Source organism: Telmatocola sphagniphila, from assembly GCF_018398935.1.
Taxonomy (GTDB): Bacteria; Planctomycetota; Planctomycetia; order Gemmatales; family Gemmataceae; genus Telmatocola; species Telmatocola sphagniphila.
Genome location: NZ_CP074694.1, coordinates 2,511,033 through 2,535,853 on the forward strand (window position 1 = coordinate 2,511,033; position 24,821 = coordinate 2,535,853).

Annotated in this window: 27 protein-coding genes, 1 tRNA gene and 1 pseudogene; 16 read left to right on the forward strand and 13 right to left on the reverse strand. The window is 51.5% G+C overall.

Features of this window, described 5'->3' with window-relative positions; translation table 11 throughout:
• Positions 1–324: 324 nt before the first annotated feature.
• The 6 genes from KIH39_RS09925 to KIH39_RS09950 form a co-directional block, all read right to left on the reverse strand.
• Complete coding sequence (locus tag KIH39_RS09925) at positions 325–738, reverse strand: hypothetical protein (RefSeq protein WP_213499173.1); 414 nt, start codon at positions 736–738, stop codon at positions 325–327.
• A gap of 75 nt (positions 739–813) precedes the next feature.
• Entirely contained in the window at positions 814–1,758 is a 945-nt protein-coding gene (locus KIH39_RS09930; RefSeq protein WP_213499174.1) for a DUF1559 family PulG-like putative transporter, read from the reverse strand.
• 163 nt (positions 1,759–1,921) lie between these two features.
• The gene (locus KIH39_RS09935; protein WP_213499175.1) at positions 1,922–2,908 is read right to left on the reverse strand and encodes an aldo/keto reductase; all 987 of its coding nucleotides are present in this window, start codon (positions 2,906–2,908) and stop codon (positions 1,922–1,924) included.
• Between the two features lie 36 nt (positions 2,909–2,944).
• Positions 2,945–3,985, reverse strand: a complete 1,041-nt coding sequence (locus KIH39_RS09940; RefSeq protein WP_213499176.1) for a Gfo/Idh/MocA family protein — start codon at positions 3,983–3,985, stop codon at positions 2,945–2,947.
• A gap of 110 nt (positions 3,986–4,095) precedes the next feature.
• Entirely contained in the window at positions 4,096–4,875 is a 780-nt protein-coding gene (locus tag KIH39_RS09945) for a phytanoyl-CoA dioxygenase family protein (protein ID WP_213499177.1), read from the reverse strand.
• A 134-nt stretch (positions 4,876–5,009) separates the two neighbouring features.
• Positions 5,010–5,315 (reverse strand): DUF5658 family protein, encoded by a 306-nt coding sequence (locus tag KIH39_RS09950; protein WP_213499178.1) that lies wholly within the window; start codon positions 5,313–5,315, stop codon positions 5,010–5,012.
• 585 nt (positions 5,316–5,900) lie between these two features.
• On the opposite strand from KIH39_RS09950, the gene KIH39_RS09955 reads away from it, so the two are divergent.
• Entirely contained in the window at positions 5,901–6,944 is a 1,044-nt protein-coding gene (locus KIH39_RS09955) for a glycoside hydrolase family 71/99 protein (protein ID WP_213499179.1), read from the forward strand.
• A 45-nt stretch (positions 6,945–6,989) separates the two neighbouring features.
• Here the strand turns inward: KIH39_RS09955 and KIH39_RS09960 are convergent, their stop codons facing one another.
• Complete coding sequence (locus tag KIH39_RS09960) at positions 6,990–7,190, reverse strand: hypothetical protein (RefSeq protein ID WP_213499180.1); 201 nt, start codon at positions 7,188–7,190, stop codon at positions 6,990–6,992.
• A 284-nt stretch (positions 7,191–7,474) separates the two neighbouring features.
• Here KIH39_RS09960 and KIH39_RS09965 point away from each other — a divergent pair, with 284 nt between their 5' ends.
• The gene (locus KIH39_RS09965) at positions 7,475–8,422 is read left to right on the forward strand and encodes a beta-propeller domain-containing protein (protein WP_213499181.1); all 948 of its coding nucleotides are present in this window, start codon (positions 7,475–7,477) and stop codon (positions 8,420–8,422) included.
• A 19-nt stretch (positions 8,423–8,441) separates the two neighbouring features.
• Here the strand turns inward: KIH39_RS09965 and KIH39_RS09970 are convergent, their stop codons facing one another.
• On the reverse strand, positions 8,442–9,464 hold the full coding sequence (locus KIH39_RS09970; protein WP_213499182.1) for a methyltransferase: 1,023 nt from the start codon (positions 9,462–9,464) through the stop codon (positions 8,442–8,444).
• Positions 9,465–9,739: 275 nt separating this feature from the next.
• Between KIH39_RS09970 and KIH39_RS09975 the strand changes: the two genes are divergently transcribed.
• Entirely contained in the window at positions 9,740–10,750 is a 1,011-nt protein-coding gene (locus tag KIH39_RS09975) for a 3-keto-disaccharide hydrolase (RefSeq protein ID WP_213499183.1), read from the forward strand.
• Positions 10,751–10,858: 108 nt separating this feature from the next.
• Here the strand turns inward: KIH39_RS09975 and KIH39_RS09980 are convergent, their stop codons facing one another.
• From KIH39_RS09980 to KIH39_RS09990, 3 genes are all read right to left on the reverse strand, one after another.
• A complete protein-coding gene (locus tag KIH39_RS09980; RefSeq protein ID WP_213499184.1) occupies positions 10,859–11,614 on the reverse strand; it encodes a carbonic anhydrase in 756 nt (251 codons plus the stop codon).
• Between the two features lie 66 nt (positions 11,615–11,680).
• Positions 11,681–12,049, reverse strand: coding sequence for an ArsR/SmtB family transcription factor (locus KIH39_RS09985; RefSeq protein ID WP_213499185.1), 369 nt, complete (start codon positions 12,047–12,049; stop codon positions 11,681–11,683).
• A gap of 100 nt (positions 12,050–12,149) precedes the next feature.
• Complete coding sequence (locus KIH39_RS09990; RefSeq protein WP_246539636.1) at positions 12,150–12,716, reverse strand: zinc metalloprotease; 567 nt, start codon at positions 12,714–12,716, stop codon at positions 12,150–12,152.
• A 184-nt stretch (positions 12,717–12,900) separates the two neighbouring features.
• Here KIH39_RS09990 and KIH39_RS09995 point away from each other — a divergent pair, with 184 nt between their 5' ends.
• The 12 genes and pseudogenes from KIH39_RS09995 to KIH39_RS27085 form a co-directional block, all read left to right on the forward strand.
• Positions 12,901–13,194 (forward strand): hypothetical protein, encoded by a 294-nt coding sequence (locus KIH39_RS09995; RefSeq protein WP_213499186.1) that lies wholly within the window; start codon positions 12,901–12,903, stop codon positions 13,192–13,194.
• Between the two features lie 4 nt (positions 13,195–13,198).
• Positions 13,199–13,708, forward strand: coding sequence for a hypothetical protein (locus KIH39_RS10000; RefSeq protein WP_213499187.1), 510 nt, complete (start codon positions 13,199–13,201; stop codon positions 13,706–13,708).
• Complete coding sequence (locus KIH39_RS10005; RefSeq protein ID WP_213499188.1) at positions 13,698–14,021, forward strand: hypothetical protein; 324 nt, start codon at positions 13,698–13,700, stop codon at positions 14,019–14,021. The genes KIH39_RS10000 and KIH39_RS10005 overlap by 11 nt, the downstream gene beginning before the upstream one ends.
• 111 nt (positions 14,022–14,132) lie before the next feature.
• Positions 14,133–15,413: a hypothetical protein gene (locus tag KIH39_RS10010; protein ID WP_213499189.1), complete on the forward strand. Its 1,281-nt coding sequence runs from the start codon at positions 14,133–14,135 to the stop codon at positions 15,411–15,413.
• Between the two features lie 133 nt (positions 15,414–15,546).
• Complete coding sequence (locus KIH39_RS27080) at positions 15,547–15,768, forward strand: helix-turn-helix transcriptional regulator (RefSeq protein WP_390623688.1); 222 nt, start codon at positions 15,547–15,549, stop codon at positions 15,766–15,768.
• Between the two features lie 71 nt (positions 15,769–15,839).
• Positions 15,840–16,265, forward strand: coding sequence for a hypothetical protein (locus KIH39_RS10015; protein ID WP_213499190.1), 426 nt, complete (start codon positions 15,840–15,842; stop codon positions 16,263–16,265).
• 5 nt (positions 16,266–16,270) lie between these two features.
• Positions 16,271–16,750, forward strand: a complete 480-nt coding sequence (locus KIH39_RS10020; protein WP_213499191.1) for a DUF669 domain-containing protein — start codon at positions 16,271–16,273, stop codon at positions 16,748–16,750.
• Positions 16,747–17,724 carry a bifunctional DNA primase/polymerase gene (locus KIH39_RS10025; protein ID WP_213499192.1) on the forward strand — a complete coding sequence of 326 codons (978 nt, stop codon included), beginning with the start codon at positions 16,747–16,749 and terminating at the stop codon, positions 17,722–17,724. Before KIH39_RS10020 ends, KIH39_RS10025 begins: the two co-directional genes overlap by 4 nt.
• A complete protein-coding gene (locus KIH39_RS10030) occupies positions 17,721–18,626 on the forward strand; it encodes a DnaB-like helicase C-terminal domain-containing protein (RefSeq protein WP_213499193.1) in 906 nt (301 codons plus the stop codon). Before KIH39_RS10025 ends, KIH39_RS10030 begins: the two co-directional genes overlap by 4 nt.
• Positions 18,623–18,985: a helix-turn-helix domain-containing protein gene (locus tag KIH39_RS10035; protein ID WP_213499194.1), complete on the forward strand. Its 363-nt coding sequence runs from the start codon at positions 18,623–18,625 to the stop codon at positions 18,983–18,985. The genes KIH39_RS10030 and KIH39_RS10035 overlap by 4 nt, the downstream gene beginning before the upstream one ends.
• A 199-nt stretch (positions 18,986–19,184) precedes the next feature.
• On the forward strand, positions 19,185–19,445 hold the full coding sequence (locus KIH39_RS10040; RefSeq protein WP_213499195.1) for a hypothetical protein: 261 nt from the start codon (positions 19,185–19,187) through the stop codon (positions 19,443–19,445).
• A gap of 935 nt (positions 19,446–20,380) precedes the next feature.
• Positions 20,381–20,881: pseudogene (locus KIH39_RS27085) on the forward strand (site-specific integrase); the annotation flags it as partial.
• A gap of 303 nt (positions 20,882–21,184) precedes the next feature.
• Here the strand turns inward: KIH39_RS27085 and KIH39_RS10050 are convergent.
• Positions 21,185–21,259, reverse strand: a tRNA-Pro gene (locus tag KIH39_RS10050).
• Positions 21,260–21,360: 101 nt separating this feature from the next.
• Between KIH39_RS10050 and KIH39_RS10055 the strand changes: the two genes are divergently transcribed.
• Positions 21,361–24,201: an FAD-binding and (Fe-S)-binding domain-containing protein gene (locus KIH39_RS10055; RefSeq protein WP_213499196.1), complete on the forward strand. Its 2,841-nt coding sequence runs from the start codon at positions 21,361–21,363 to the stop codon at positions 24,199–24,201.
• A 7-nt stretch (positions 24,202–24,208) separates the two neighbouring features.
• Here the strand turns inward: KIH39_RS10055 and rpiB are convergent, their stop codons facing one another.
• Positions 24,209–24,664, reverse strand: a complete 456-nt coding sequence (rpiB, locus tag KIH39_RS10060) for a ribose 5-phosphate isomerase B (protein ID WP_213499197.1) — start codon at positions 24,662–24,664, stop codon at positions 24,209–24,211.
• Positions 24,665–24,821: the final 157 nt, after the last annotated feature.

The window sequence follows — 24,821 nt, forward strand, 5'->3', positions numbered from 1 at the left end:
TTCTTTGGGTTCTCCGGCGATTATCCCACAGAAACCGGGATGATCGGGGACTTTGAGCAGGTCCTTATGGAGGTTGTCTGCCAGGAATAATCGATAAACTCTTTCAAACATAGGTGAAAAAGTCGGTGTTATCAAGTAAAGGATCGCAAAATTTGGATCAGCCAAAGAAAAAGTGAACTGTGGCCAAAACTCCGCGGAAAATTAGGAGAGTGAATTTCACATTATCTGAGATTCAATTGAACTTGAAATTCGCTGCAGGGGGAAGAAGAAACGCACTCGTTTTGTCGAGTGCGTTTCTGAAAAATCAGATTGCGATCAGAGAAATCAATCGCAGTTAATATCCCATTTTTTTTCGCTCGTAGTGATTTCCACTGTCAGTCCGGAAGTTTTCGGAGACTCATACTTTTTAGGGATGGCTACGTAGACGGGTCGCAAAGCCTCGGTTTTCATTTTTGCAGGGGGAGCCGTCAACTTTTTGAAGTTGGCTGTTTCGACACCTACCTGATAGGTTCCTACAATCAGACCGGTGGCCATGTAGTTGCCTTCCGGATCGATGCTTACCTTGAGGGGAGCATCATCCGCGCCAACAAATATTAGATCCCCGGCGGTCACCGGTTTCCCGCCAGTCAAAACTTTACCACTCACGCTGCCTTTGGGTTTCACATTGCTGCAGCCGGTTAGCACAATCATGCTGGCCATCAGAAAAACTTGAAATGGCAGAAATTTGAGCCGGGTCATAAATCGAATCTCGATTGGAGGTAAAAAAGGAAAAAGCCCTGCGAAATTTCGCAGGGCTGGTCGGAATGATTCCAATTACCAGTCGCTAGGCAAGGTATTACCATCGGCCGGATCACCTGCATACGTCCATGTGGTCAGACTTACGGAGGCAGTAACACCTCGGACACTGCCATCTGCCATAAGAGTCTGAGCGGAGCCGGAAGAGATCGCGTGCGTGAGGTAAGGGTTGCAGTTATTGATGTTTGCACCGAACTGTGGAGTTCCGTTGGCGGCATGGAAGTTAGGCGCATCCATTTGTTCATAGGTGCAACCCACCCAAGCGTGAATGGAGCGGCCACCTGGAACCCAGCTCAGCGGGCAGCTGGAGAATCGTTCAGTAAAGAGCATCGTGTTCGACGATCCATCTTGAATTCCCTGAATGGAAAGTGGGTTGGTGCTCCACGCCAGGTTCCAACCATCCCAAAGATACCAGCTGGGAGCTTTCGGATTGCCGAAAATCTGAATGTTGAACGCATAGCTGACGACGGCGAAAGGTGCCGTTGCCATCCAGGAGTACCACTGCTGAGTGTAGACGGGATCGTAGCTTTGCTGGATCTGACCGCCATCGGCGGGAGCATAAAAGACTTTGAGAGCTTGAGATTGATTGTAAGTGCCGTTTGGCCCGTACCAAGGGCCATAGTTGTGCACTTGGCGGAACAAAGCGTCCTGCTCGACGTAAGGCAGCAGCCAGAAGAAGGCCATTACGTCGGTACTTTGATCGAAGTAATTTCCGCTGTAAGTTCCCTGTCCCCACCAAGGGCACCAGGCCACTGGCAAAGTTCCCATAGTATCGTTCGAGGTGTGACAGGCGATACCGATTTGACGAAGGTTGTTACTGCTGGACATGCGTGCCGCGGCTTCGCGGACTTTCTGCACTGCCGGGAGCAATAGCCCGATGAGGATTGCAATAATCGCAATGACAACCAAGAGTTCAATGAGAGTGAACCCTCGCGAACGCACACTTCTGCTGGGAGAGAGCATACTGTACTCCATGAAAGAGATGCAAAAAATATAACACCTCAGAGAATTCCCTCTGAGTATCACTTGTCATGATAACAACCTAATGAACCGTCGGGAAGAGAGATTTATAAAAAACATTAACAAGGAATGAGTCTTAGTTTTTTTCATTTATAAAAGGGTCTGATTACTGAATTCCGAGGATAGGATGCGGCCGATAGAGTTCCTCTAACTTGGCTAAATCCGATGCGTCGAGTTTGATTTCTAAAGCGGCGATAGCATCTTCCAGATGCTCCATTTTACTGGCACCAATGATGGGAGCCGTCACAACGGGATTGGCCAGCACCCAGGCGAGGGCTAATTGTACCGGCTTGACTCCCAGTTTAGTCGCAACCTGCGCGTTCCGCTCGGCCACCGCAAAATCCTCCGGTGAGCCATAGAGTTTTTTGCCAAAATCATCGCTCTTGGCACGCGGTGTCACAAACTCTCCCGAGGCTGTGCGGTTACCCGCTAAAAAGCCTCGAGCCAGGGGACTCCAGGGAATGCAGCCAATCATTTCGGCTTTGCAAAGGGGAATCATTTCCCGTTCTTCCTCTCGGTAAACCAGATTGTAATGATTCTGCATCGTGACAAACCGCGTCCAGCCATGTCGATCGGCCAGATAGAGGTATCGGGCAAACTGCCAGGCATACATAGAGGAGGCTCCGATGTAACGCACTTTTCCTACCTGAACCAAGTGGTGCAGAGCTTCTAGAGTTTCCTCCATTGGCGTCTGGTCATCGAAGCGATGGATTTGATAGAGATCGATGTAATCCATACCGAGGCGTTTCAGGGAACGGTCGCAGGCATCCAGAATGTGCTTCCGGGAAAGCCCCCATCGATTGAGCTTTCGATTCTCGGTTCCGTTGTAGCACTTGGTGGCAATGACCACATCTTCGCGATCCGGCACCAGATTTTTCACGGCCCGACCCAGAATTTCCTCGCTCACGCCGTTCGAATAAACATCCGCAGTATCGAAGAAATTAATGCCCGCTTCTAAAGCCCTGGAAAGGAAGGGGATGGATTCCTTTTCTTCCAGTACCCACTCCCGCCACTTCTTGGAACCGTATGTCATCATTCCCAGACAAATTCTCGAAACCTTGACTCCGGTGTTTCCCAGATTCACGTAATTCATATTCCCACTCCCAGCAAGTGATTATTCAGACCGCCTTCAACTATAGTCAACCGGTTCCCATTTCTTACTCTGGGCCGACTTATAGGCCGCTTCGATAATGCAGTTCACAATGAAACCATCCTCGAAATTTTCGCGCGGCATGCGCCCCTCGGCCACGCACTCGATGAAGTGCCGCATTTCTTCGCGATAGCCGTACACCCAGGCCTCATCCACCGGTGGGAACAGCCAACCGGTGTCGGATTGTGACTTTTCTACGGTGTACCCTGCCCCGGCCTTGGAAAAGACCTTAAGCGAAGTTTCCCGAGTGACGTCGGTGAATATGGTCCCCTCGGTGCCGTAGACTTCATTTCTCAGGTCCAGCCCGCCCGCCGCGGTCCAGCTCAATTCCGCCTGAGCGAGTTGCCCGCCTTCGAAACGGAGTAACAGCACCGCGTTATCCTCGGCATCCGTCCGCTCTTTATGGACCAATCGATCCGTCCAGGCCATGACTTCCACCACTCGGTTCTCTTTGCCGATGAAGTAGCGAGCTGCTTCTATGGTGTGGCATCCCATATCCAAGAGGGCCCCACCCCCGGAAAGTTCCTTCTTCCAGAACCAGTCTCCATGCGGACCGCTATGAGCCTCCCGGGATCGTACGGTCAGCACTTTGCCGATTCCTCCCTGCTCGATGTATTTTTTCGCTCGCATAACTGAAGGACTGAACACTTCCGTTTCCGCATAACCGTGCAGCACGCCCGCGGTTTTCACCGCATCGAGCATCTCTTTGGCTTCCGCTTTCGTTCGGGCTAGCGGTTTGGTGCAGACTACGTGCTTACCGGCCCAGGCACAGCGAATGGCCAGATCCCGATGTTCGAAATTGGGCACTCCCAGCACGACCAAATCGATATCGGGTCGTTCAATCACCCCGTACATATCCGAGTTCGATTCCGGGATGTTCCATTTTTTGGCGAACTCGCGGGCGTGCTCCGCATTAGGCGAGGCCACCACCGGAATAGTCCAACCGGGCACATCCTGTAAGCCCAGGAGATAAAAATTACTGACGAAACCGCTACCTAACAGGCCGATTCGAACCGACATTTCCAATTCCTCGTCGATGCAACAGGGATGATATGGATGAATTTAACCGACCGGAATCCTGCGCGGATTGAAGCTGCAGAAGCCCCGGAATATTTGATTCTCAGGAAGGATTACAACTTCGCCCGATCCCGCAGACCGATTTCCTTGATGCGCGCGTCGGGCCACTTTTCCAGATAGGAGTAGCGTGGGTGCCGGGATTCCTGGTAAGGGTTGTTTCGCCGGGTGTTGTAACAACAAATGAGCGCCCAACGAGGAAATTCACTCTTATTCTGGGCCGAGCAGTGCAACAGATTGCAGTGGAAGAAAATCGCCGAGCCTGGCTCAAGCTCGCAGTGAACCAGTTCCAGTCGTTCCATGGCGACTTTCACCCGTTCCATATCGGCTCCAGTCTGATCACCGACTTTCAGATGATCGATTCGCCCGACCAGATGAGAACCCTTGAGCACTTGCAGGCAGCCATTTTCCTTGGTGGCTCTGTCCACCGCGATCATGCAACTGGCCAACTCGGGAGAGAGGCAGGCGTTGTTGTACCAGTAACCGTAATCCTGATGCCACTCCCAGGCTCCCCCGGTTCGCGGCTCCTTCAGGATCATCTTGTGGTGGTAGTGGTAAACCTCATCACCGAGGATCTTCTCCATGGTGTCGACAATGCTTTGGCAGCGGACAAAAGCACTGGAAATATTGTCGCCGAGTTCGTTTTCCACGGCCAATTTGATTGCTCCGCCGAGGCCGTCGCGACGGCTCGCCGTCTTTTGATCGTTCTGATGCACGGCCCGCGCGATCGTGCGCAATAGATCCATCTCCTCGGTATCGAAGAGATTGGGAATGACGAAATAGCCATCTTGTTGGTACCGACGAAGAAGTTCGTCGGTCACAGAAATTCTATTCATTGGCCGGGTCCCTGAGATCAGGTCGAGAGTTAGCCGGTGTCTTATGGAATGATTCTATTCGGCCACGCCGAGTTGGCTGGAAATCGAGCGAACTCAGTCCCTCGATAAATTCAGAGTGAAGTGAATCTCTCGATCTAAATCGCGTGTTCAAAGAACAATTCGATCCCGTAAACCACGACATATGCCGAGGCCGCGCATGCGAGAGTCAGAAGCAACTTACCGAGGCCAGGGCGAAACCGTTCGACGATCTCACTGACTACGATCACGATGGCAACCAGCGAAAATTTGAACAACGTCATCCCCAGAATGTTCCAGCGATGGAAGAAAAAATTGGCAATGGGGTTCCCCTCATAGAATCGGTGACTGGTCTGGAGAAGGATGTAGGTCGTCAGCAAATCGGCCAGACTCAACAGGATCAGACAGTACGAGAAATATCGCAATGGGCTTTTCTGGCTAAAAAGACCTCGCAGTTTACTTTTATGGTCCAAAGTTGGACTCGTTTTTACGGGCTCCGACATAGTACTCCCCGCTCACCTCAGTTGATGAAAATTACCAACGACTGACTTTTTCGAATGACTTACCACGGCCAAGATAGCCGATTCAAAGTCTCATTACCTCTTGAATTATTAACTTTCGAAGCAATTCTTTCTTCAGGTTTTCCGATCTACTCGTGGATTTACAAGCGTCGATTGCGCGTCAAGCCTCACCGAATCTCAAGAACTAACTGCTATAAAACACTTAGCGAGTTAGTTCAACACCAGAGCAAGAGCATGCTTAAGTCCAGCTTTTCAACTATAAGTGCCGCATTTTTGGCCGTCTTGCTCTCAGGACCATTCTCGCTTCTGCTTGCTGAGGAACCTCAGTCAAAAACGGTAGATGCTACCCATCTTAAAGGAAAGGTCCTATGCGGTTATCAAGGCTGGTTTCGATGTCCGAAAGACGCCGCTAATTCCGGCTGGGTCCACTGGAGTCGAGATCGACAGAGCATTTCACCAAAATCGCTGACCTTCGAAATGTGGCCAGACATGTCGGAGTACAGCGAGGCCGAGAAATATCCGGCTTCGGGTTTTACTCAACCCGACGGCAAGCCGGCGTATCTCTTCAGTTCCGATAATCACCTCACGGTGCAACGCCATTTCAACTGGATGCGCGATTACGGCATCGACGGCGTTTGGCTACAACATTTCGTCGTCGACCTGCCCGGCGGCCCATCCCAGGATCGCTACCCCTCCCGGATGCGAGTGATTGATCATGTCCGTGAAGCCGCCAAAAAAACTGGCCGGGTCTGGGCGCTGGCCTACGACATTAGCGGTTCATCTGAAGATCGCATCTATCAGACGATCGCCACCGATTGGAAGAAAATGGTCGACGACAAAATCATTCAGGATCCCAATTACATTCACGAGGGAGGCCTTCCTGTCGTGCAGATCTGGGGTTTCTACCATCAACAAAAATCGACTCCGATGTCGGCCCAACTGGCTAATAAACTCATCGAATTCTTCCAAACACCCAGCCCCTACTCCGCCTTTCTGGTGGCGGGAGGCGACTGGAACTGGCGTAAAAATCCCGATAAGGAATGGCGCCAGTTTCTCGCCCGATTTCGAGGCTATTCTCCCTGGAATGTCGGCAATTATTCCATCGATACGAACAAGGTTACTCATGCCAGTATGGGTTATTGGGAAGAAGATTTCAAAGAGTGTCAGCAGCGCGGCACACTTTGGATTCCGGTAATCTATCCCGGCTTCAGTTGGGATAATTTGAGACAGCAAAAACCGGGAACGTCTACATTGGCTCGGCGTGAAGGCCGTTTTCTCTGGGAGCAGTTCTATGAGCTCGCCCGGCTGAAAGCCGATTCGGTTTGCGTGGCCATGTTCGATGAAGTGGATGAAGGGACGGCTATCTTCAAGGTGAGCGATACGCCGCCAAAAGAAGCGCACTTTCAAAATCTTGAAGGACTGCCGAGCGATTGGTACCTTCGGTTGGTCGGGGAGGGAACCAAAATGCTCCGAGGGCAGCGGCCCCTCTCGGCCGAACTTCCCTTTCCGATACCGAAGAAACCCCTGAGGTGAACAGACCTGCAAACTTAGTGGCTTTACTGAAAAGTGCGACGGATTTCAGTGCTCGACACTTTGCGTGGTAACATTAACGGAGGCGTTTTTTGCCTCATCTTCCGCCCGCATCGTAGCTCGAAATACCGGAATGTATGGAACCGGTATCGTCAATCCGTACCGTTTCTGAATGTGATCCGAAAGTTCTTCCGAACTGCAATTTCCCAACTCCGCCATCGCCAAACGAAAGGCTTCGATCTTCGTCATTCGGTATGCTCCTGATGCTAGCTGAGAACAACATCGGCTCTCCGTACGCCAATAACTCAGTAGTTGATTTCCTCTCCAAAAAAATAGCACGGGGATTACTCGGAATCTAACGGTTCGTGGGACTGGCCGCACAGGAAATTGAATCGGTAAATCCTAGATCCGTTCGACCTTTTGAATGAGACCGACGAGGCTTTTATAGCCCATTCCGAAATGGTCTACTACAATCCCTATATCTCACCGCAAGTGGCTTCTCCACCAACTTTAGTTTCACAAGAAGGCTCTCTATGAAATGTCTCCCCGGCCTGCTGCTGTCACTTCTCAGTTTAATAAACAATTCGAACACATCCCGAGCGGAAAACCTGGTTCTGGCCAGCGCTTCCTATGGAAAAAATATCGTGGCCATCTGCGATAAAGAAGGAAAAATCCTCTGGTCCTATTCGACCACCGGCCCCAAGGCGGGGCACGCCGGTCATCACGATTTGCAATTGCTGGAAAATGGCAACATTTTGTTTCACGAAGATTGGACTGTCACCAAGGAAATCACGCTCGACAAGAAAGTCGTTTGGTCTTACGATTCTGCAACGATGAACGGCAATAAGGGCAAACGGGTGGACGTTCACGCATTTCAGCGCTTGCCCAACGGTTTGACCATGATAGCTGAGAGCGGCGTCGGACGAATCATCGAGGTCGACAAAGACGGCAAGATTCACAGCGAAGTGAAACTACAAGCCGGCGGCCGATCAAATACGCGCATGGTCCGCAAACTGGAAAACGGCAATTATCTTGTCTGTGCCGAAGATCCCGGCGTGGTAACCGAGTATAACCCGAAGAGCGAAGTGGTCTGGGAATATCCCATCAAGACGCGCGTATACGGTGCGATTCGCCTCAAAAACGGTAATACCTTAATCGCTTCCGGCGGCGGCGCCAGCGTAGTCGAAGTGACCCCGGAAAAGAAGATTGTCTGGGAAATCAAAGACTCCGTGGACGAAAACAAAATCGCCTTGAAGTGGATGACCTTTTTAACTGAACTGCCCAACGGGAACTTCGTCGTTGGGAATTGCCACGCAGGCGAAAAGAATCCTCAGATTTTTGAAATCACCCGCGACAAGAAAGTCGTGTGGCAGTTCAACCACTACGACACGTTTGGCAATGGGCTAGCTTGTTCGCAAATTCTCACTGAGGAACAATCGAAACTGGTTCGCAAGCTTTTAGCTCAAGCGAACCAGAAATAATAACTGGACAAACTCGCCATCAAGCCTTGCTGGAAACAATTGCCTGCTGATTAGTCGGAAGGAGGGCGTGGAATTCGTTCTTGGCGAATCCCGCCTTTTCGAACAGTTTCCGATATTCTTCAAACGTATAGGCATCGCCATGTCCGGTGGCGACCAGCATGGTGAGCGCAAATCCCGCCGCATGCGCCGGAGAGATTCGATCAGCCTCGGGAATAAAGTCCAAAGTCAACGCCCTGCCGCCCGGGGCCAGTGCCGCATAGGCTTTAGCGGCGAGTTTCTCGCAAGTCGGCACGTCGAAGTGATGGAAAAAATTGGTCAATAGGACGAGATCGTAGGGACCACCCCAATCGACGTCGAACGCGCTTCCCGGCAGAAGTGAATAGCGTTGACTGATTCCCGCCTGAGAGGCATTTTCCGAAGCGACGGCCAAGACATTTCGCCAATCCAAAGCAGTCACCCGCGCCTGCGGATACCTTTCCGCAATCGTAATCCCGAAAATTCCATGCCCGGCAGCCACATCCAGAATTCGCAGCGGTTTATTCGTATCTTCCTTGACCAGATCGGCCAGCAATTTAGCCGGTAACCGCATCATCCCCACCATGCCGCGGGCGAATTCCACCCAAATCGGATTGTCGTGAGAGACCGTGCCCTCTTCCGGCAGGGCTGTACCCCCTATCCGCACCGCTTCCGTCAGTCGGTGAAAACATTCGCGGAGCTTCGGCGTGTGAAGAAATTCCAGGGTTTTTCCCAGATAGGCCGGAGAATTTTTATCCAGATAGAAACTGGAATCCGCCGTCAATTCGTAACGGTCGTTATGCTTGATAAGAAAGCCTTGAACTGTCAGGTAATCGCATAAGATGCGGATGCCGCGAGGAGAAGCCTGGCAAGCCTGGCAAGCCTGCGCGATTTCCGGAGGGGTACGCTTACCGCTGGCGATATGCGTGAATAGCTCCAGTTCGACGGCAGTACGTATCGCTTCCGTCTTTTCGTAGGCCGAAACCGCTTCGAAGAATAGACGAGGAGAAGGAGATTGAACGCTCATTGAGATTCCTAACTCTAAGAAACACTTCGCTGACCGGACAAGGTCCGCGAACTTGTTTTACTCGGGAGTCATCGCGGACGAGACAGGTGAAATTCTTACTCGGATAAAAAGACGATCAATCGAGTCGACATTCAGACAAATTCCCGGGATATTTTTTTTCTTGATCCTGCCGCTTCGAATGGAGTTTCCATTTCTTTGTGGTGATGTCTTTCCCAAGCCCATAAAAATTGGAAAAGACGCCTGAAAGCTGAAAACACCAAACGTTGGAGTTTCCTATGCACTTTCGATTCTTATTTCTCTTCGCCATGCTCATGGGAAGCATCTTCTGCACATCCGCCCCAGTTGAGGGCCAGACACCCACGGATTCGAAGAAACTGGCCAACAGCCTGATTGGTCGCTGGGACCTTACCGTCAAAGGAACCAACAGTACCTACCCTTCCTGGCTGGAGATCACGCGATCCGGATCCCGGACACTGGTCGGATCTTTCGTCGGTCAGGTGGGCAGTGCTCGGCCCATCTCCAAAATCGAAATCAAAGACGGCAAATTCCACTTCAGCATTCCGCCTCAGTGGGAAGCTGGAACCGAAGATTTTGTATTTGAAGGCACTTTCGAAAACGATCGCATTCAGGGGACGACTACGCTCCCCAAGGGACGTAAAGTCGATTGGGTCGGCGTCCGGGCTCCTTCATTAAAGCGGACCCAGCCGCCCGTCTGGGGCAAACCCATTTCGCTCTTCAACGACAAAGATCTCACGGGCTGGAAGGCGCGACAAGTCAACGGCACGCATGGCTGGGAAGTTAAAGACGGGCTTCTGGTGAATGCCAAACCGGGCCAGGATCTCGTTACCGAAAAAACCTTTACCGATTTCAAACTGCATGCCGAATTCCGTTACCCCAAAGGAAGCAACAGTGGGATTTATCTGCGCGGCCGTTATGAAGTGCAGATCGAAGATGGTTACGGCCACGAACCCGAAAGCCACGAAATCGGTGGAGTTTACGGTTTCCTGACCCCCCGTATCAATGCTTCCAAACCGGCGGGCGAATGGCAGAGTATTGACATCACCCTGATTGGTCGCGAAGTCACCGTTGTTCTGAACCACGAAACGATAATTGATCGCCAGACGATTCCGGGCATTACCGGCGGGGCCTTGGACAGCGACGAAGGCAAACCGGGTCCAATTCTGCTACAGGGCGATCATGGTTCCATCGAGTTTCGCAATCTGATTCTGGTGCCGTCGGAAACGGATGGCAGCACGACTCTGACGGCCCCTCGAGAGAAGAAATAAAATCGATCGGACGTTTTATAATTTGTTCGGCCATTCGGAGGCAGTAACTCAGAATGGCTGTTCAAAGATGCACTCATCGATAGTTTCAAATCATCAACCCAACGGCAATCAAGGATTTTTCACCGCGAGAGAATCACTCTCGAAGAATTGCACGCTTCCTTCACTCATGTCGTAAATCCCGCAAATCACTTGGAGTCGGCCTCTCTCCATCGCTTCCTGAATGACCAAACTTTCTCGAATGAGAATGCGAGCCTGCTGGAGAGCATTCTCCCGGCAGAGATATTCTCGCTCGGACTCGGAATGGTCGTCGTGAGCCTGCAATATCTCCTGGGCAAGTCCTCGGGTGTGCTCCTGAAGTGCTTTCAAATGATGCGGCAAAGGCTTCCCCTCGGCTTCCAGAACTGCATCAATGGCTCCGCATCCTTTATGCGCCAGAATCACAATTAACGGGACGTGCAGATGTTCGACCGCATATTCAAAGGAAGCCAGCACGTCTTCATCAACCAGATTTCCCGCATTGCGAACTTCAAAAATGCCGCCGGGACGGGAATCGAAAATGAACTCCGGACAGACCCGGCTATCCGCGCAGGTAAGTATCGCCACATAGGGGTGTTGACCCGCCATTAATTCATGTCGATTTTCGGCATCGAGGCTGGTATCGGTGGATAGAGAACGGTTGCATTCAACGAAACGGCGATTCCCGTTGACGAGGGCCAAGAGGGCCGATTCCGAACTGTCTGGTTTGGCCGAGCGAATCCGTTTTCGGGGCGGACGAACCAGCCCCAGGACGATTCCCACGCAGGCCAGAGTGAGCAGACCTCCCAACAACATCCAGACAAGATTGCGCATCTTTGCAAAAAGCATCAGCATTTCCTGCGATATTTGGTTTTTAACCCGGCTCGAGTTTCGCGGCGATCCGGGAAAACGTTCTTAGGACGGTGTTGAAGCCAGTGTGCTCTTTTCCATCTTGTGCATCAGGGCCAGCGATTCGCTTAGATGGGAATGGAAGTACGTTTTCATGAGATCGAGTAGCTTGCCGAGCAATTTATCCCGAAGTCGGTAGAAAACCTGGTTACCCTCCTTGCGAGCCAGGACGATATTTTTACCGCGTAACACGGCCAAATGCTGGGAAGCGTTGGCCTGCTCGATTTCCAGCTTTTCATAGATGCGGGTAACGGGTATCTCCCCTTCATCTCTCAAGAGTTCCACGATGGCAATTCGCGTGGGATTAGCCAGCGCCCGAAACAGGCTGGCCTTAAATTCCCGCAAAATCTCCGGCATCGAATCGGTATTGACCATCCAGGCCCCCGGCAGGGTGCATATTTAAAATCGTATATTCGAATTATTGAATATAGTTGCGGGAAGTCAATCGGATTTCGTTGTGAATTGCCGCGACTCTCTATTCTCCTACAAGGAATCCTAAAACCACCAGTAGAACGAACACCGCCAGAGTCCCCCAGGCCACATCCCGGCGAACGGCTTCCTTCGAAGCTCCGAGCCCAAAGTGAACACCCTGCTTATGCCACAGAGTCAGGCCCACTGGAACGGTCAACAGACCGAAAAACCAAAGCTCCCAGATACTCGAGCCGTGAAGCAGCATTTGACCGCAATCCCCTACCCTATCGAATGAGCCGCAGCTGATGTAAATTCCATTCACTACCAGACAGAAACCTGCAAAATAGCGGAAGACAAACGCCGCCGTCCCCCGGATGCAGACAACAAATGCCCAGAGTAAAAGGGGAACGATCACCCCAAAAATAGGTCCCGCCCAGACGACAAAAAGTGGATGGGGATTCTCGGAAAGATCCGTGCGCGAGATGGTCAAGGGATAAAGCACGACTCGTTCAACTTTACCACCGCTCAGAAGTGCTCCTATCACGTGCCCGGTCTCGTGCACGGCTTGCATTCCCAGCCAAGAGCCGAGTAACGTGGAGAGGATAAGCAGGATTTGGAAGCTGCGAGACACAGTTTTATCCCTCGTATGGAACTAGAGCGGTGGTAACTGAAAGAAAGTGTTTCCACTTTAAACGACCCGGGTTGCACTCTAACCTGAGTTTAGAATTGATAACGAACACGGCTATACGAGAACAATCTTACCATTGTCAATGTGCAAGTAAACGAGTCGATAGGAACAAGGCGTAAATGCTGAAATGTCAACGAAAAAGGGCTTGCTGCCATTCGCTGACAACAAGCCCTCTGAATCGGACCGGGGAGATTTGAACTCCCGACCTCTTGCACCCCAAGCAAAAGGCAATCGATCAAATTCGCAAGAAAAACCGGGGATTTCAGACGATGGCCGCGCCGTTCGTCCCTCAGTTCGTCCCAACTCTAAGAAAACCATCGAAGCCGACGCCTCAGAACTCGCCAAAATGATCGCTTCTCTTTCGAAGGCAGAACGAGCGAAACTGGTGGCATTACTCATCGCCGGGCCGGGGGTTGAATAGCACTATGACGCCGGAGAATGAACCGATCCCCGAGACGCCCGGGCTGCCGACTGGCGATTCGAAAGCTGAGCTGGGGGGAGGCACACCGCCAGATAGTCTCAAAGAGTCCGATAATGTCCGCTCTTCAATGCGTCATCGGCGCGAAATTGACGATTTACTCGCCTTGAAGCTGGGAACCGGCTCAACGATCAAAGCCGCCGCCGAAGCGGCCGGAGTATCAGAAAAAACCGTTTACCGGCGATTGAAGCGAATCCACTTCAAACAACAGATTCTAGGCGTTCGGCATCGGCTTCTAAGCGAATCAACAGGCTTATTGGCCGCACAACTAAACAAAGCTGTTTTGAAATTGTCCGATCTCGTCGACTCTCAGACAGAAACCGTCGCGCTTGCGGCTTGTCGGGCTTTATTTGACGCATCGACGAAAATGACCGAAATGATCGACTTCGCGATTCGACTTGAAATTCTCGAATTCCAGCAAAAAACAATCACGAAAGATCTGGCCGATGAAAAATAGAAAGGAACTGAACGAAGTCACGAATTCGATTGAAAGCGATTGGAGCAAACTCTCTGAGAGAATGCACGGGCCGGGCGTTAACTTCCGTTGGATCGCTCGAATAGCAAAGCGCGACATAGTAGATCTTGTCGGACCGCTCACGCTGAAGCAACGCAAATTATTCGAAGAATTCGAAGCAAAGCTAACTGAATGTGAAGCCGCCGGTATGGACTCCAAGGAACTAGGGCGAAGCTTAGCTGAACTCGCCCACCAACTTTTGAACGAAGCTACAACAACCTTGCAAAGATGGACAGCGGAAAGCATTATTATTTGAAGATCAAATCGACCAGTTCTTATGCGTTGCCTACCTTTCCACGACGTTTATAATTCAAGTATCAGGTAATCCTCGGAGTCGACACCGGGGATTCTGCGGTTGCCCGTTAGCGTGGAAGCACTCTCCGCGATAGCGGGCAACTGGCCTGATATTGAGAGTGCGTTCATGGTTCCATCGTCAACAAAGCAACCAAATCGAACTATTGCCCAAATCGACAAACGTTATTCTAATTGGAAAAAGGCGAATAGCTTGAGTGTCCAGCAAAGCATCAAATTGGCCGAAGCTGGTGGAAAAGCTCTGGGATATTGCCGTGAGATCGCTTATGGTATCGAAGAGCATCTCGCAACCAAGAATCTCGGTTACAAGCATCCCAGAGCATTACCACCAGCATCTATAATCGCCAAACTGTTCGATGCGCTGCAATCGGTTGGCAAACTAGTTCGAAAACTCAAGAGGAAGTGGTTACTTGAAGAATTGGCGTTTGATGAGATCGTACAGAAGCTGTCTCACGACCACATATCAGAGGAAATGCGAGTACACGCAAAAAAATGGGCCTTAATGTGGATCACGAAAACTATAGGCGGAAAATTTGAAGCATCCGATCTATCAGGCAGATGGGAATCCGCCAGCAAGGGGGATGCAGGACTGTTAATTTTTTGCGAAGCAATTCATTACCTCGATCATTCAGTAAACAGCATCACTGGCTACGATACCCGGGCATATCGACATCAAATTCTTGATCTTAATTCGACGATAAAGTTGACTACCAGATTGAGGGCGATTTCGAGAAAGGATACCTGGAACCCAGAGGATGCATTTTACTACGATTTTCATTCGATGAGTCTCGTTCTGTCGATGGGGGAGTTGGGTCTTAAAGCCAAAAAGCATCCCGTAACTTTTGACGAGCTGGAGAAGTATACAGATACCCTGATTCTAAAGCAAAAGCAGGTTAGGGAAGAAAATAGAGAGATGTCCCAAAAGCGAAAGATCTCAATTACTAAGCGTGAAATCGATGCGACCTTGAATCAAACGATAGCGAAAAAAAGTCTTAAATTTCTTAGTGAGTCTGAAAGTGAAATTAAACCGGACGCATTACCTGAATCGCTCTCAGATGTAGTGAACAAATATATCATTTTGTCCCTATCGTCACTAAACGCTTATTCCAGCGAAACATGCCAAAGCTGCTCTAGATTAATGAAATATATCAGAAGTCAATTTGATGGAAATCCCAAAATTCAAAAGGTGCGAAGCCCTTCTGCGTACCAGAAAAGGCTGGGACTTTTGAAGCGCCTCGGGCTACTTCAAACAAACGGTTTAGGTCAAAACAGTGGTCACTATCTAACCCAACAAGGAATAAAAATTGCACGCGATCTAAAGCGATCAAGTGGCTGAAAGAAATAAGAATCATAATTCGTCATAGATCATCGTACATCGTCATAATTTACATCTCTCTAATCACCGTTTAGGATTTCACTAGTCAACCGCGAATCAATCGCGGCATTCATCGACTTAGGGAGTCCAACAAGTGCAAACCGTTACCACTACGCCGGGGAAACGCCTCGGCGACGCCAAAGAAGTCGCAAGGCTTTTGGACTGTTCATGGCGGCATGTCCTTCGAATGGCCGACGCTGGCCTTTTACCGTGGGGCTGCAAGTTAGGAACACTTCGCCGCTGGGATCTCGACGAGATTTCCAAATGGATTTCTGAAGGCTGCAAGCCGGTCCGCTCTCACAAAGGGAGGGACTAAAAATGTCGTGCAATCCGAATTTACTCAAGGCTGAGGCTATCGGGCAAGGCGAAGAGCTAAGGGATCGTGGAATGGCTCTCGCCGCAAACGGGGCCGGGCGTCAAATCCTGATACTAACCGCTCAAATCGCACTCCTCGAAGCTGTCCGACGGAATCCAAGCCGATGCACCACAACGGACGATATAACCGCCGATTTGATGGCGAAGCATTCGGACGGTGGCCGATGGCGGGGAACCGTTCCGAGATCTCTGGCGGTGGCCGGCTTGATTAAGAAAATAGGCACCGTGAACTCAAGCCGCGCCGCCCGTCACTCTGGCTATCTGGCTCAATGGCAAGGCGTCTCAGATTCTGCAATTGATGCCCATTTAGTCACTCTGCGCCGTGAACTCAACGAATTAAAAACTCAATCCAGTTCGGCTGATGCCGGGCTATTTGCAGGCTTTGAAACGGAATCGGGCCGGACGGTTGCTCCCGCCGACCCGATGATTAAGGAGTAATCGCAATGGAACCACGAAAACGCCTTTCGGATATTTTAGCAGAAAGCGCTTCAAGAAAAAGTTTTTCGGAACTTTGGAAGAATACAAAGCCTGCGCGGGATTTTGTTGTAATCCCTGCGGGCGAATACCTATGCCGGGTTCGTTCCGGGGAATTGGGCGTCACTAAAGAGAAAGGCACAAGATTCTACAAACTTGGATTCGAAATCGTCGAAGGGGAATTTGCAAGGCGACGGGTTTGGCATGATTCTTGGCTGACGCCTGATGCGCTTCCTTACACGAAGCGGGATCTAGAGAAAATCGGGATCTACACCGAAGAACAACTTGAAGAGCCGTTGCCCACCGGGATATTGGTCAAATTACGTCTGGTAGTTCGCCGTGACGAAGATGGCAAGGAGCGGAATCGGATCAAATCCTTCGAGTACTTCGGTAGGGAGGAAGCCGACCCTTTCTCGCCGGAAGATCTGACCGGGGGTGACAGCAAATGATTCACCCCGATTACAAATTTGGCTTTCGCGTTGCGGGCGATATAACCGGACGTCGTAACCTGATTGACTTCGAAAAAGCTTTCCTTGCCTACCTGGAGAACTCTCCGAAAGCGGAAACCCACAAAGAAAGCTATCTAAGCGCTTTCGTGTTCGGGGCCGACTTCCGGGCCTACCTTGACCGCGAAGGCTCTCCAAGGGGCTTTAATGGGCCTTGCTGGGCGCCTTACGTTTGGTTCGACATCGACGAAGCCGAACTACCGAAAGCCCTCGAAGCCGCCAAATTTCTCGCCGAGTCGCTATTGGAGCGATACCGCACACTTCATGCTGATGATTTATTGCGTTTCTTCTCAGGCTCAAAAGGCTTTCATATCGGGGTGCCCGTTTGCTGGGAAGCTGCGCCTTCTATAGTCTTCAACTCCGTTGCCCGACGCATGGCCGAGGGATTAGCCAACCGCGCCCGCGTCAAAATCGATAGCGGTGTTTATGACAAAGTTCGCTGCTTTCGGGCGCCTAACTCGACGCATCCGAAAACGGGGCTGAGGAAGCGATTTCTTGAACATTCCGAACTAATGGGGCTATCCGTCGACGGAATTTTGGAACTCGCAAAAGAACCGGTTGCAGTCGAACTCGGCGAAAGACCGAAACCGGATTCGTTAATGCTCGAAGATTGGCGGATTGCTGTTGAGGAAGTAGACCGGAACGATAGGGCAAATGAACAACGCCGCCTAGACCTCACGGACGGTAATGCCAAGCTTAACCGCTCAACTCTCGACTTTATCCGGGCAGGGGCATTGGAGGGAGACCGGCATCGACTTTTATTCTCGGCCGCTGCAAATCTCGCTGAGTTAGGCTGCCCGCCGACCTTGGCGCATGAACTTCTCACCGAGACGGCTCTCGATAGTGGGTTAAAACCTTCAGAAGTTCGAAGGCAGATTGATTGCGGGCTTACTCATGTGAAAGGGGGTAAGCCGTGAAAAGCTTCTTTACTGCCGGAGATCTCTTCGAAGATTGGCGGGATGAAATAGAAAGCGGTAAGCCGCCGACCCTGTATCGATGCGGGACCGGAGACTTCGAGAAAATCGAGCTAGGACCGGGCCGGGTTATGCTCATCGGCGGAGCGCCCGGCGCTGGGAAAACGGCTTTTGTCATGCAATGTGTAGTCGATGCTCTAAGGATCGACCCGACGCTTCGGGCTTGCGTGCTTAACGTCGAAATGGCGCCGGGTGTTTTGCTTGACCGCCAGCTTGCGCGGCTCTCTGGAGTCGATGCCACATTGATACGCCAGCGAAAACTCGAAACGATTCACGCCGATAGGATCGATCAAGCTTTCAGCACACTCGAATCTATCGGGGAAAGGTTAGCTTTCGTCCGACCGCCCTACTCGCTCGAAAATTTGGCGAACGCCGCCGATGAGTTCGAATCGGGGCTATTAGTTCTGGATTACATCCAGCGAATTGAAGCGCCTGGAGATCATGCCGATAACCGGGGATCTGTAAACGCGTCGATGAATTTCCTTCGGCAATTCGCAGACAACGGCCAAGCGGTTATCGTTGTTTCTGCCGTGGGCCGAACGAAAGACTCAAAAGGGCGAAGTTCTTATTCCGGGGAGGGGTTAAACCTAGCATCATTCCGGGAATCTTCCGAACTAGAATTCGGCTGCGATGATGCCTACATACTTGTACCCATTGACGAAGACACTGTAAAGCTAGGTCATCACAAAAGCCGGCATGGCGAACAGCGGGATATATCTTTGAGCTTCGCGAAGTCGATTCAACGATTCACGCCAGAATCGGCGCCGTCAATCCCGGGGAGTAAGCCGAGAACGCCGATTGAGTCGCTCTGGAATCGCCCTAAACCGGCCAAGGGGAGCGTATGAGCAAACCCTTTGAAATCGGGGCCGAACCGCCGCCGCTGGCATCGAAGAACCAGAGGAAGCTTACGCCAAAGAAATTTACTAAGGGCCGTTTTAACGACATAAACAGCTTCCTCGACTTTGCGGCATCGAACCTTGAACGGTCCGATTTGGTTGTTTGGCTGCTGCTCTGGCGGGATACCGGTCGCGATGGCTGCGCCCGCCCATCAACACAATATTTAGCGATGCGGGCCGGTTGTAGTCGGGAAACCGTTTCCCGGGCGATTGCTTCACTAACCTCGAAGGGATTGCTTTCGATCATACATCGTGGCGGATTGAATCGGGGGCCGAGTGTGTATCGTATTCGACCGCCCAACATGTGACGCCGAGATCACAGGCGCATGTGACGCCTAGCTACGTCGCACGGTGACGTGGGGATCACATATTCCATAAAGATTCCATAAGTGACGCCCCTAAAGGGCGTCGATTGAAGACAAATAATTACCGGGCGAGAGGCTTTCCCTGTGGGGTAACCATTAAGCCCGAATCCAACAATCTACAAATTTGAAACAGGTAATACAAATGAAGTCGAAACAACCATTGACCGAACAGAATAAGAAAAAACCGGCGAGAAAGCCTAATCAGCGTAAAGCCAAGCTCAATCCCTCTTTCGAAGAGGTATTTTGCGCCCTGATGGATTTGGACGAACTGGCCGAACCGAATCGAGGGACCGAAGTTCTAAACGCTGCTAACGAGATTGCTTACGAAATTCTGATTTCTGCGAAAACAATCTGCAAAGCGAAGCTTCGAGAGTTAGGGCGAAGTGGCATAACGAGCAAATAACCCTGATTGCGCGATAGGCCGAAAAGAGTTATAATCCTATTACCTTCGGGGAGAACGGGCCGGCGAACTGGAAAGCGCCGCGTCCCGTTTCTCTCCCGACTTTCCAGAGGTTCAATTCAATGGGATCGATACGCCGAAAACATACTTGGAAGCGAATACCGCCCGAAGCGAAAATTATTGAAGTCGATGGCAAGCGGTTCGCTACTTGGATCCAGAACGGGCGCCGCCGAAAAGAGGAAGTCCGCACGATACAATCCGGGCCGCATAAAGGCGAAGATAGAATTGTATTTATGCCAAAGACCTGGTACGCGAAATACCGCGACGCCGAGGGATTAGTCTGTGAAGTGAATACGAACTGTAAAGACGAAATGGCTGCAAGGCGATTTCTTTCGACTCTGGAAAGAGACGCCGAACGGATTCGAAAGGGCGTTATCACTTCCGAAGAGACTCGGATCGCTGAACATTCTGGCCTAGCCATGAAATCCCACGTTTCCGACTTCGAAACTTATCTGGAAGCGAAAGAGACTACAAAAGTCTATCGGGAAAATTGCCGTAGGTATCTCGAAAGATTGGTGAAGGAATGCGAATTCGAGACCTTGAGAGATTTGAGAAGAGAACGCTTTGAAAAATGGCTCTCGCTGCAAGTTGCTGAAAAGATGTCTGCTCGAAGTCGCAACGCGCACCGCAACGCCTTAAACACTTTCTGCAATTGGGCTGTCCAGACCGAGAGGCTAGCAAGCAATCCTTTCCGGGGAGTGTCTAAAGCGAACGAAGCCGCCGACCCGAAACGGCAACGCCGAGCAATGACCGCCGAGGAACTCGAACGCTTGTTACTGGTGGCAAGAGAACGCCCTTTCAATGAAGTAGCACTCATCCGAAGAGGGCCGAAAAAAGGTACGCTATCAGAGAAAGTTTCGAACAAAACCCGCGAACGCATGGAGCTACTCGGGAAAGAAAGAGCACTCATCTACAAATCACTGGTTCTGACCGGATTACGGAAGTCGGAACTGGCATCTATCAAAGTCTCTTCGCTGGATTTAGATTCTGATAACCCTACCGCCGTATTGAACGCCGCTGATGAGAAGAACCGCTCTGGTTCCGTAATTCCTATTCGAGAGGATCTAGCGGACGATTGGAGGGAATGGCTCTCTCAGAAACTGCAAATATTGCGAAAGGAATGCTTTCGAAAAGGTCAACCGGTTCCGGCTCACCTTCCGGGCGATACGCCTCTCTTTCGAATTCCCGGGCAAATTATTCGGATTATGGATAGAGATTTGAAAGCCGCCGGGATCTCGAAGAGGGACGACCGAGGGCGAACTATCGACTTGCACGCCTTGCGAACTACCTTCGGGACGCTGATGAGTAAAGGCGGGGTATCACCTAGAACCGCTCAAGCCGCGATGCGGCACAGTGACATTAAGCTGACGATGGGCGTTTATACCGATCCGAGGTTGCTCGATGTCCGGGCCGCGCTCGATGTACTTCCTCGACTTGAAGTCGAAAGACCTTCTAACGAATCTCTGAGGATGACCGGGACGGAGGGTAAACCGAAAGTCGATATGAGTCAGTTCGTCCCTCAGTTCGTCCCTACTGCTGGAATTTTGGGACGAACGGGAGCAAACGTGGACAATCTTACAATGATGAGTAACCAAATGGTTGAACCGAACGAAATCGTCGTAAATGCTGAAATGTCAACGAAAAAGGGCTTGCTGCCATTCGCTGACAACAAGCCCTCTGAATCGGACCGGGGAGATTTGAACTCCCGACCTCTTGCACCCCAAGCAAGCGCGCTAGCCAAGCTGCGCTACGGCCCGAATCCGCTCGAGAATTGCTCCCCAAACTGATGCACTCGTTATAATTACCCCGCCGACGTTTTCAAGGGCTATTTGCTCTCCTCAACAAAGAGTTTCCCGCTATGGATAGGTTCGCGGATCTCCAAAAGCATCTTCAGAAACATACCCAGGCCGAAATTCGATTCGATAGCACCACACGACACCTCTATAGCACCGACGCCAGCATCTATCAGGTCCCACCGCTCGGTGTAGTAATTCCCCGTACCGCCGAAGATCTCCAGAGCACTCTTCAAATCGCACTGGAACAAAAAATTCCCATAATTCCCCGGGGCGGCGGCACCAGTCTCTCCGGCCAATCGATCGGGGCCGGCCTGATAATCGATTGCTCGAAATACCTGCAACGAATTCAATTCGGCGAGTTGGACTCCCAGGGTCGGCCAACGGAGATGGTCGTCCAGCCGGGGGTAGTACTCGACGATCTGAACCGAGCCGCCGGGAAGTATCAGATGCAGTTCGGGCCGGAAGTAGCGACCGCCAACCGGGCCACTCTAGGGGGGATGATCGGCAATAACTCTGCCGGTTCCCGATCAATAGTGTATGGCCGAACCATCGATCATGTTTTGGGACTGAAGATGATGTTTGCCGATGGCACTTTTCAGCAGATTGGAAAACTCCCGGCGGTCGCTGAACGGAACAAAAATTTTCAGAAGATTCTGACAGGCCACGAGACCGCGATTCGCGCGGTTTTTCCCAAAATCCAAAGACGCGTCAGCGGCTACAATCTGGTCGACTGCCTGCCGGACAATTCACTACTTCCCTTACTGGTTGGCAGCGAAGGGACCCTAGGTTTCACACTGGAAGCACGGCTACGGCTGATTCCCAAGCCCAAACAAAGGGGATTGATCGTTCCGCAATTTAGTTCAATGCGTGCCGCCTTGGATGCCCTATCCCTTTGCCTGGAGTCAAAGCCGAGTGCCGTGGAGTTGATGGATGCCCTGCTCATTCAATTGGCCAAAAAACAACGCGGACTGGCGGATAGCTTCCAAGTCGTTACCGGCGACCCGGCAGCCTTGCTCATTGTCGAATTGGTTGGGGACGACGGCGCCGAAGTGGCTGATCGATCTGAAAAATTAGAACAGCGACTTCGTTCGGTACCTGGGTTGACCGACGTCGCAAGCGTGCTGCAGAACGAGGAGCGGGAGAAACTCTGGAATGCTCGGCGCTCCGCCGTGCCCCTGCTTTACAGCATTCCCGGCAAGCGAAAGCCGATTACCTTCGTCGAAGACACCGCCGTTTCGCCCGAGGTCCTGCCGCAGTTTGCCGATGATTTCCGTGAAATCTTGAAGAGACATGGCACGGATGGGGCTTTTTACGGCCACGCCAGCGTCGGCTGTCTGCATATCCGCCCTTTGCTGGATATCCAGCGTAATGAAGACCTGAATCGCATGACAGCGATCATGGAGGATATCACTTCTCTGGTGCGCAGCTACAAGGGTTCCTTGAGTGGCGAGCATGGCGACGGGTTGGTACGCAGTTCCTGGAATCGCAAGATGTTCGGCGATGAGGTCTACGGGGCTTTCCAACAAGTGAAAGACCTCTTTGATCCGGGCAATCTCTTCAATCCCGGCAAGATTGTGAACGGGCCGCCGATGACGGAAAATCTTAGGTATGCGAAAGCGGAGAAGATCGAATTAATCACTGTAAAAACCCAATTCGACTATTCGAAGCAGGAAGGGTTCTTCAATTCGGTGGAACTCTGCAACGGATCGGGCGTCTGTCGAAAAACGCAGAATGGGACCATGTGCCCTTCTTATCGGGCCACCAGAGATGAGAAGGACACTCCGCGCGGCCGGGCGAACGCGCTGCGCCATGTAATGGTGGATCAGCAGCCGATCTCCGAACGCTGGGTTCATGAAGTGATGGACCTTTGTTTGAGCTGCAAGGCGTGCAAAACCGAATGCCCCAGCAATGTCGACGTTGCCAAAATGAAGGCGGAGCATCAGGCGGCCTATTACGCAATCCACTCCCGACCCCGAAGCCATTATGCCGCCCGCTACGTCGATACCTTGAATAAGCTAGGTAGCCTACTCCCCAGCTTGTCGAACTGGCTGGGAAGCTTCTCTTTTACGCGAAGGATCGCCGGCTTTCATGCGGATCGTCCGTTACCCCGATTTGCTCGGCGGTCCTTTTTTTCCTGGTTCCGACGACGAAAAACTCCCTTGAAACCTAAAAACGGCAAGTCGATCGTTCTGTTTGCGGACTGTTTGACCTCCTATACCGAACCAGGCATCGGCCGGTCCACCGTGCAGATTCTGGAATTGCTGGGTTACACGGTCGAACTCTCCAGCGTGAAATGCTGCGGACGAGCCAAGATCAGCAAAGGTTTTCTTGCGGAAGCCAAAGCGGCAGTTCGAGCGGGAGCCCAAGCATTAGCAACCCAGGCCGCGACGGCCGAGGCGATCATCGGTTGGGAACCGAGTTGCGTCGTAGCCCTGCAAGATGAATGGACGGAACTTTTGGTCTCTCCGGAAACGAAAGCAATAGCGGCAAAAACCTGGCTCATCGACGATTGGTTGGCCGTGCACCTGAAAGAGTTGCTTCCGCACTGGCCCGCCGCCGCTGAAAAGAAATCGGTAGTCCTTCACGGACATTGCCATCAAAAAGCCATGCTGGGAACTGCTGGACCGGTGCAGGTTCTAAAAGCAATCCCAGGTTGCGAAGTGAAACTTCTGGATACCGGCTGCTGTGGCATGGCCGGGATGTTCGGCTACGAAAAAGAACATTATGAATTGAGCAAGCAGATCGCCGAGTTGTCGGTGCTACCGCAATTGCGAGATAATCCCCAGGCGACGGTCATTGCGGATGGAACTTCCTGCCGTCATCAAATCAGCGATTTGAGCCAAAGGCCTTCCATGCATCTGGTGGAATGGGTGGCCAGTAACCTGAATTTGGATTCGAAATAGACCGCGATCAGCTCGAAGAAGTTTTAGCTTCAAACGACGCGATTTTATCGATCCGGCGCAAATGACGGCCCTGTTCAAACTCGGTGGACAGGAAGATGCTGAGAATTCGTTCGGCACCGTCTTCCCCTAGCAAATCGGCGGACAGGCAGATGACGTTGGCGTCGTTATGGCGCCGGCAGAGCTCGGCCGTTATCGGATCGTGACAGCAGGCCGCCCGGACATTAAACACTTTATTAGCCGCGATGCACATGCCGACACCCGTGCCGCAGATCAAAATTCCGCGGTCGTATTCGCCCTTACTGACGCCCTCGGCTACCACGAAGGCGTAATCCGGATAATCTACGCTGACATCGGGCGTGTTCGCGCCCAGATCGCTGATCTGGTGTCCCTGATCTCGAAGCCAGTTGAGAAGGCGCTGCTTCATGGCAACGCCACGGTGATCATTGGCCAAAGCAATTTTCATAAAATTAATTTAGCTGTCAATTTAGTATCAGACAAGCAACAAATAGACGGTAATCTCGTTCTGGGAGTCGACTTCCCAGGCAAAAGTGAACCGTCCAACGGCCTTCGAGTCCATGGAAGCTATTCTGTGATGTTGAGCAGATTATTGCCACGCGGTG

Bases quoted from the DNA above. Each gene is read 5' to 3' on its own strand.
- KIH39_RS09925 (WP_213499173.1), bottom strand. From the start codon at position 738: ATGACCCGGCTCAAATTTCTGCCATTTCAAGTTTTTCTGATGGCCAGC.
- KIH39_RS09930 (WP_213499174.1), bottom strand. From the start codon at position 1,758: ATGCTCTCTCCCAGCAGAAGTGTGCGTTCGCGAGGGTTCACTCTCATT.
- KIH39_RS09935 (WP_213499175.1), bottom strand. From the start codon at position 2,908: ATGAATTACGTGAATCTGGGAAACACCGGAGTCAAGGTTTCGAGAATT.
- KIH39_RS09940 (WP_213499176.1), bottom strand. From the start codon at position 3,985: ATGTCGGTTCGAATCGGCCTGTTAGGTAGCGGTTTCGTCAGTAATTTT.
- KIH39_RS09945 (WP_213499177.1), bottom strand. From the start codon at position 4,875: ATGAATAGAATTTCTGTGACCGACGAACTTCTTCGTCGGTACCAACAA.
- KIH39_RS09955 (WP_213499179.1), top strand. From the start codon at position 5,901: ATGTCGGAGTACAGCGAGGCCGAGAAATATCCGGCTTCGGGTTTTACT.
- KIH39_RS09960 (WP_213499180.1), bottom strand. From the start codon at position 7,190: ATGACGAAGATCGAAGCCTTTCGTTTGGCGATGGCGGAGTTGGGAAAT.
- KIH39_RS09965 (WP_213499181.1), top strand. From the start codon at position 7,475: ATGAAATGTCTCCCCGGCCTGCTGCTGTCACTTCTCAGTTTAATAAAC.
- KIH39_RS09970 (WP_213499182.1), bottom strand. From the start codon at position 9,464: ATGAGCGTTCAATCTCCTTCTCCTCGTCTATTCTTCGAAGCGGTTTCG.
- KIH39_RS09975 (WP_213499183.1), top strand. From the start codon at position 9,740: ATGCACTTTCGATTCTTATTTCTCTTCGCCATGCTCATGGGAAGCATC.
- KIH39_RS09980 (WP_213499184.1), bottom strand. From the start codon at position 11,614: ATGCTTTTTGCAAAGATGCGCAATCTTGTCTGGATGTTGTTGGGAGGT.
- KIH39_RS09985 (WP_213499185.1), bottom strand. From the start codon at position 12,049: ATGGTCAATACCGATTCGATGCCGGAGATTTTGCGGGAATTTAAGGCC.
- KIH39_RS09995 (WP_213499186.1), top strand. From the start codon at position 12,901: ATGTCAACGAAAAAGGGCTTGCTGCCATTCGCTGACAACAAGCCCTCT.
- KIH39_RS10000 (WP_213499187.1), top strand. From the start codon at position 13,199: ATGACGCCGGAGAATGAACCGATCCCCGAGACGCCCGGGCTGCCGACT.
- KIH39_RS10005 (WP_213499188.1), top strand. From the start codon at position 13,698: ATGAAAAATAGAAAGGAACTGAACGAAGTCACGAATTCGATTGAAAGC.
- KIH39_RS10015 (WP_213499190.1), top strand. From the start codon at position 15,840: ATGGCTCTCGCCGCAAACGGGGCCGGGCGTCAAATCCTGATACTAACC.
- KIH39_RS10020 (WP_213499191.1), top strand. From the start codon at position 16,271: ATGGAACCACGAAAACGCCTTTCGGATATTTTAGCAGAAAGCGCTTCA.
- KIH39_RS10025 (WP_213499192.1), top strand. From the start codon at position 16,747: ATGATTCACCCCGATTACAAATTTGGCTTTCGCGTTGCGGGCGATATA.
- KIH39_RS10035 (WP_213499194.1), top strand. From the start codon at position 18,623: ATGAGCAAACCCTTTGAAATCGGGGCCGAACCGCCGCCGCTGGCATCG.
- KIH39_RS10040 (WP_213499195.1), top strand. From the start codon at position 19,185: ATGAAGTCGAAACAACCATTGACCGAACAGAATAAGAAAAAACCGGCG.
- KIH39_RS10055 (WP_213499196.1), top strand. From the start codon at position 21,361: ATGGATAGGTTCGCGGATCTCCAAAAGCATCTTCAGAAACATACCCAG.
- rpiB (WP_213499197.1), bottom strand. From the start codon at position 24,664: ATGAAAATTGCTTTGGCCAATGATCACCGTGGCGTTGCCATGAAGCAG.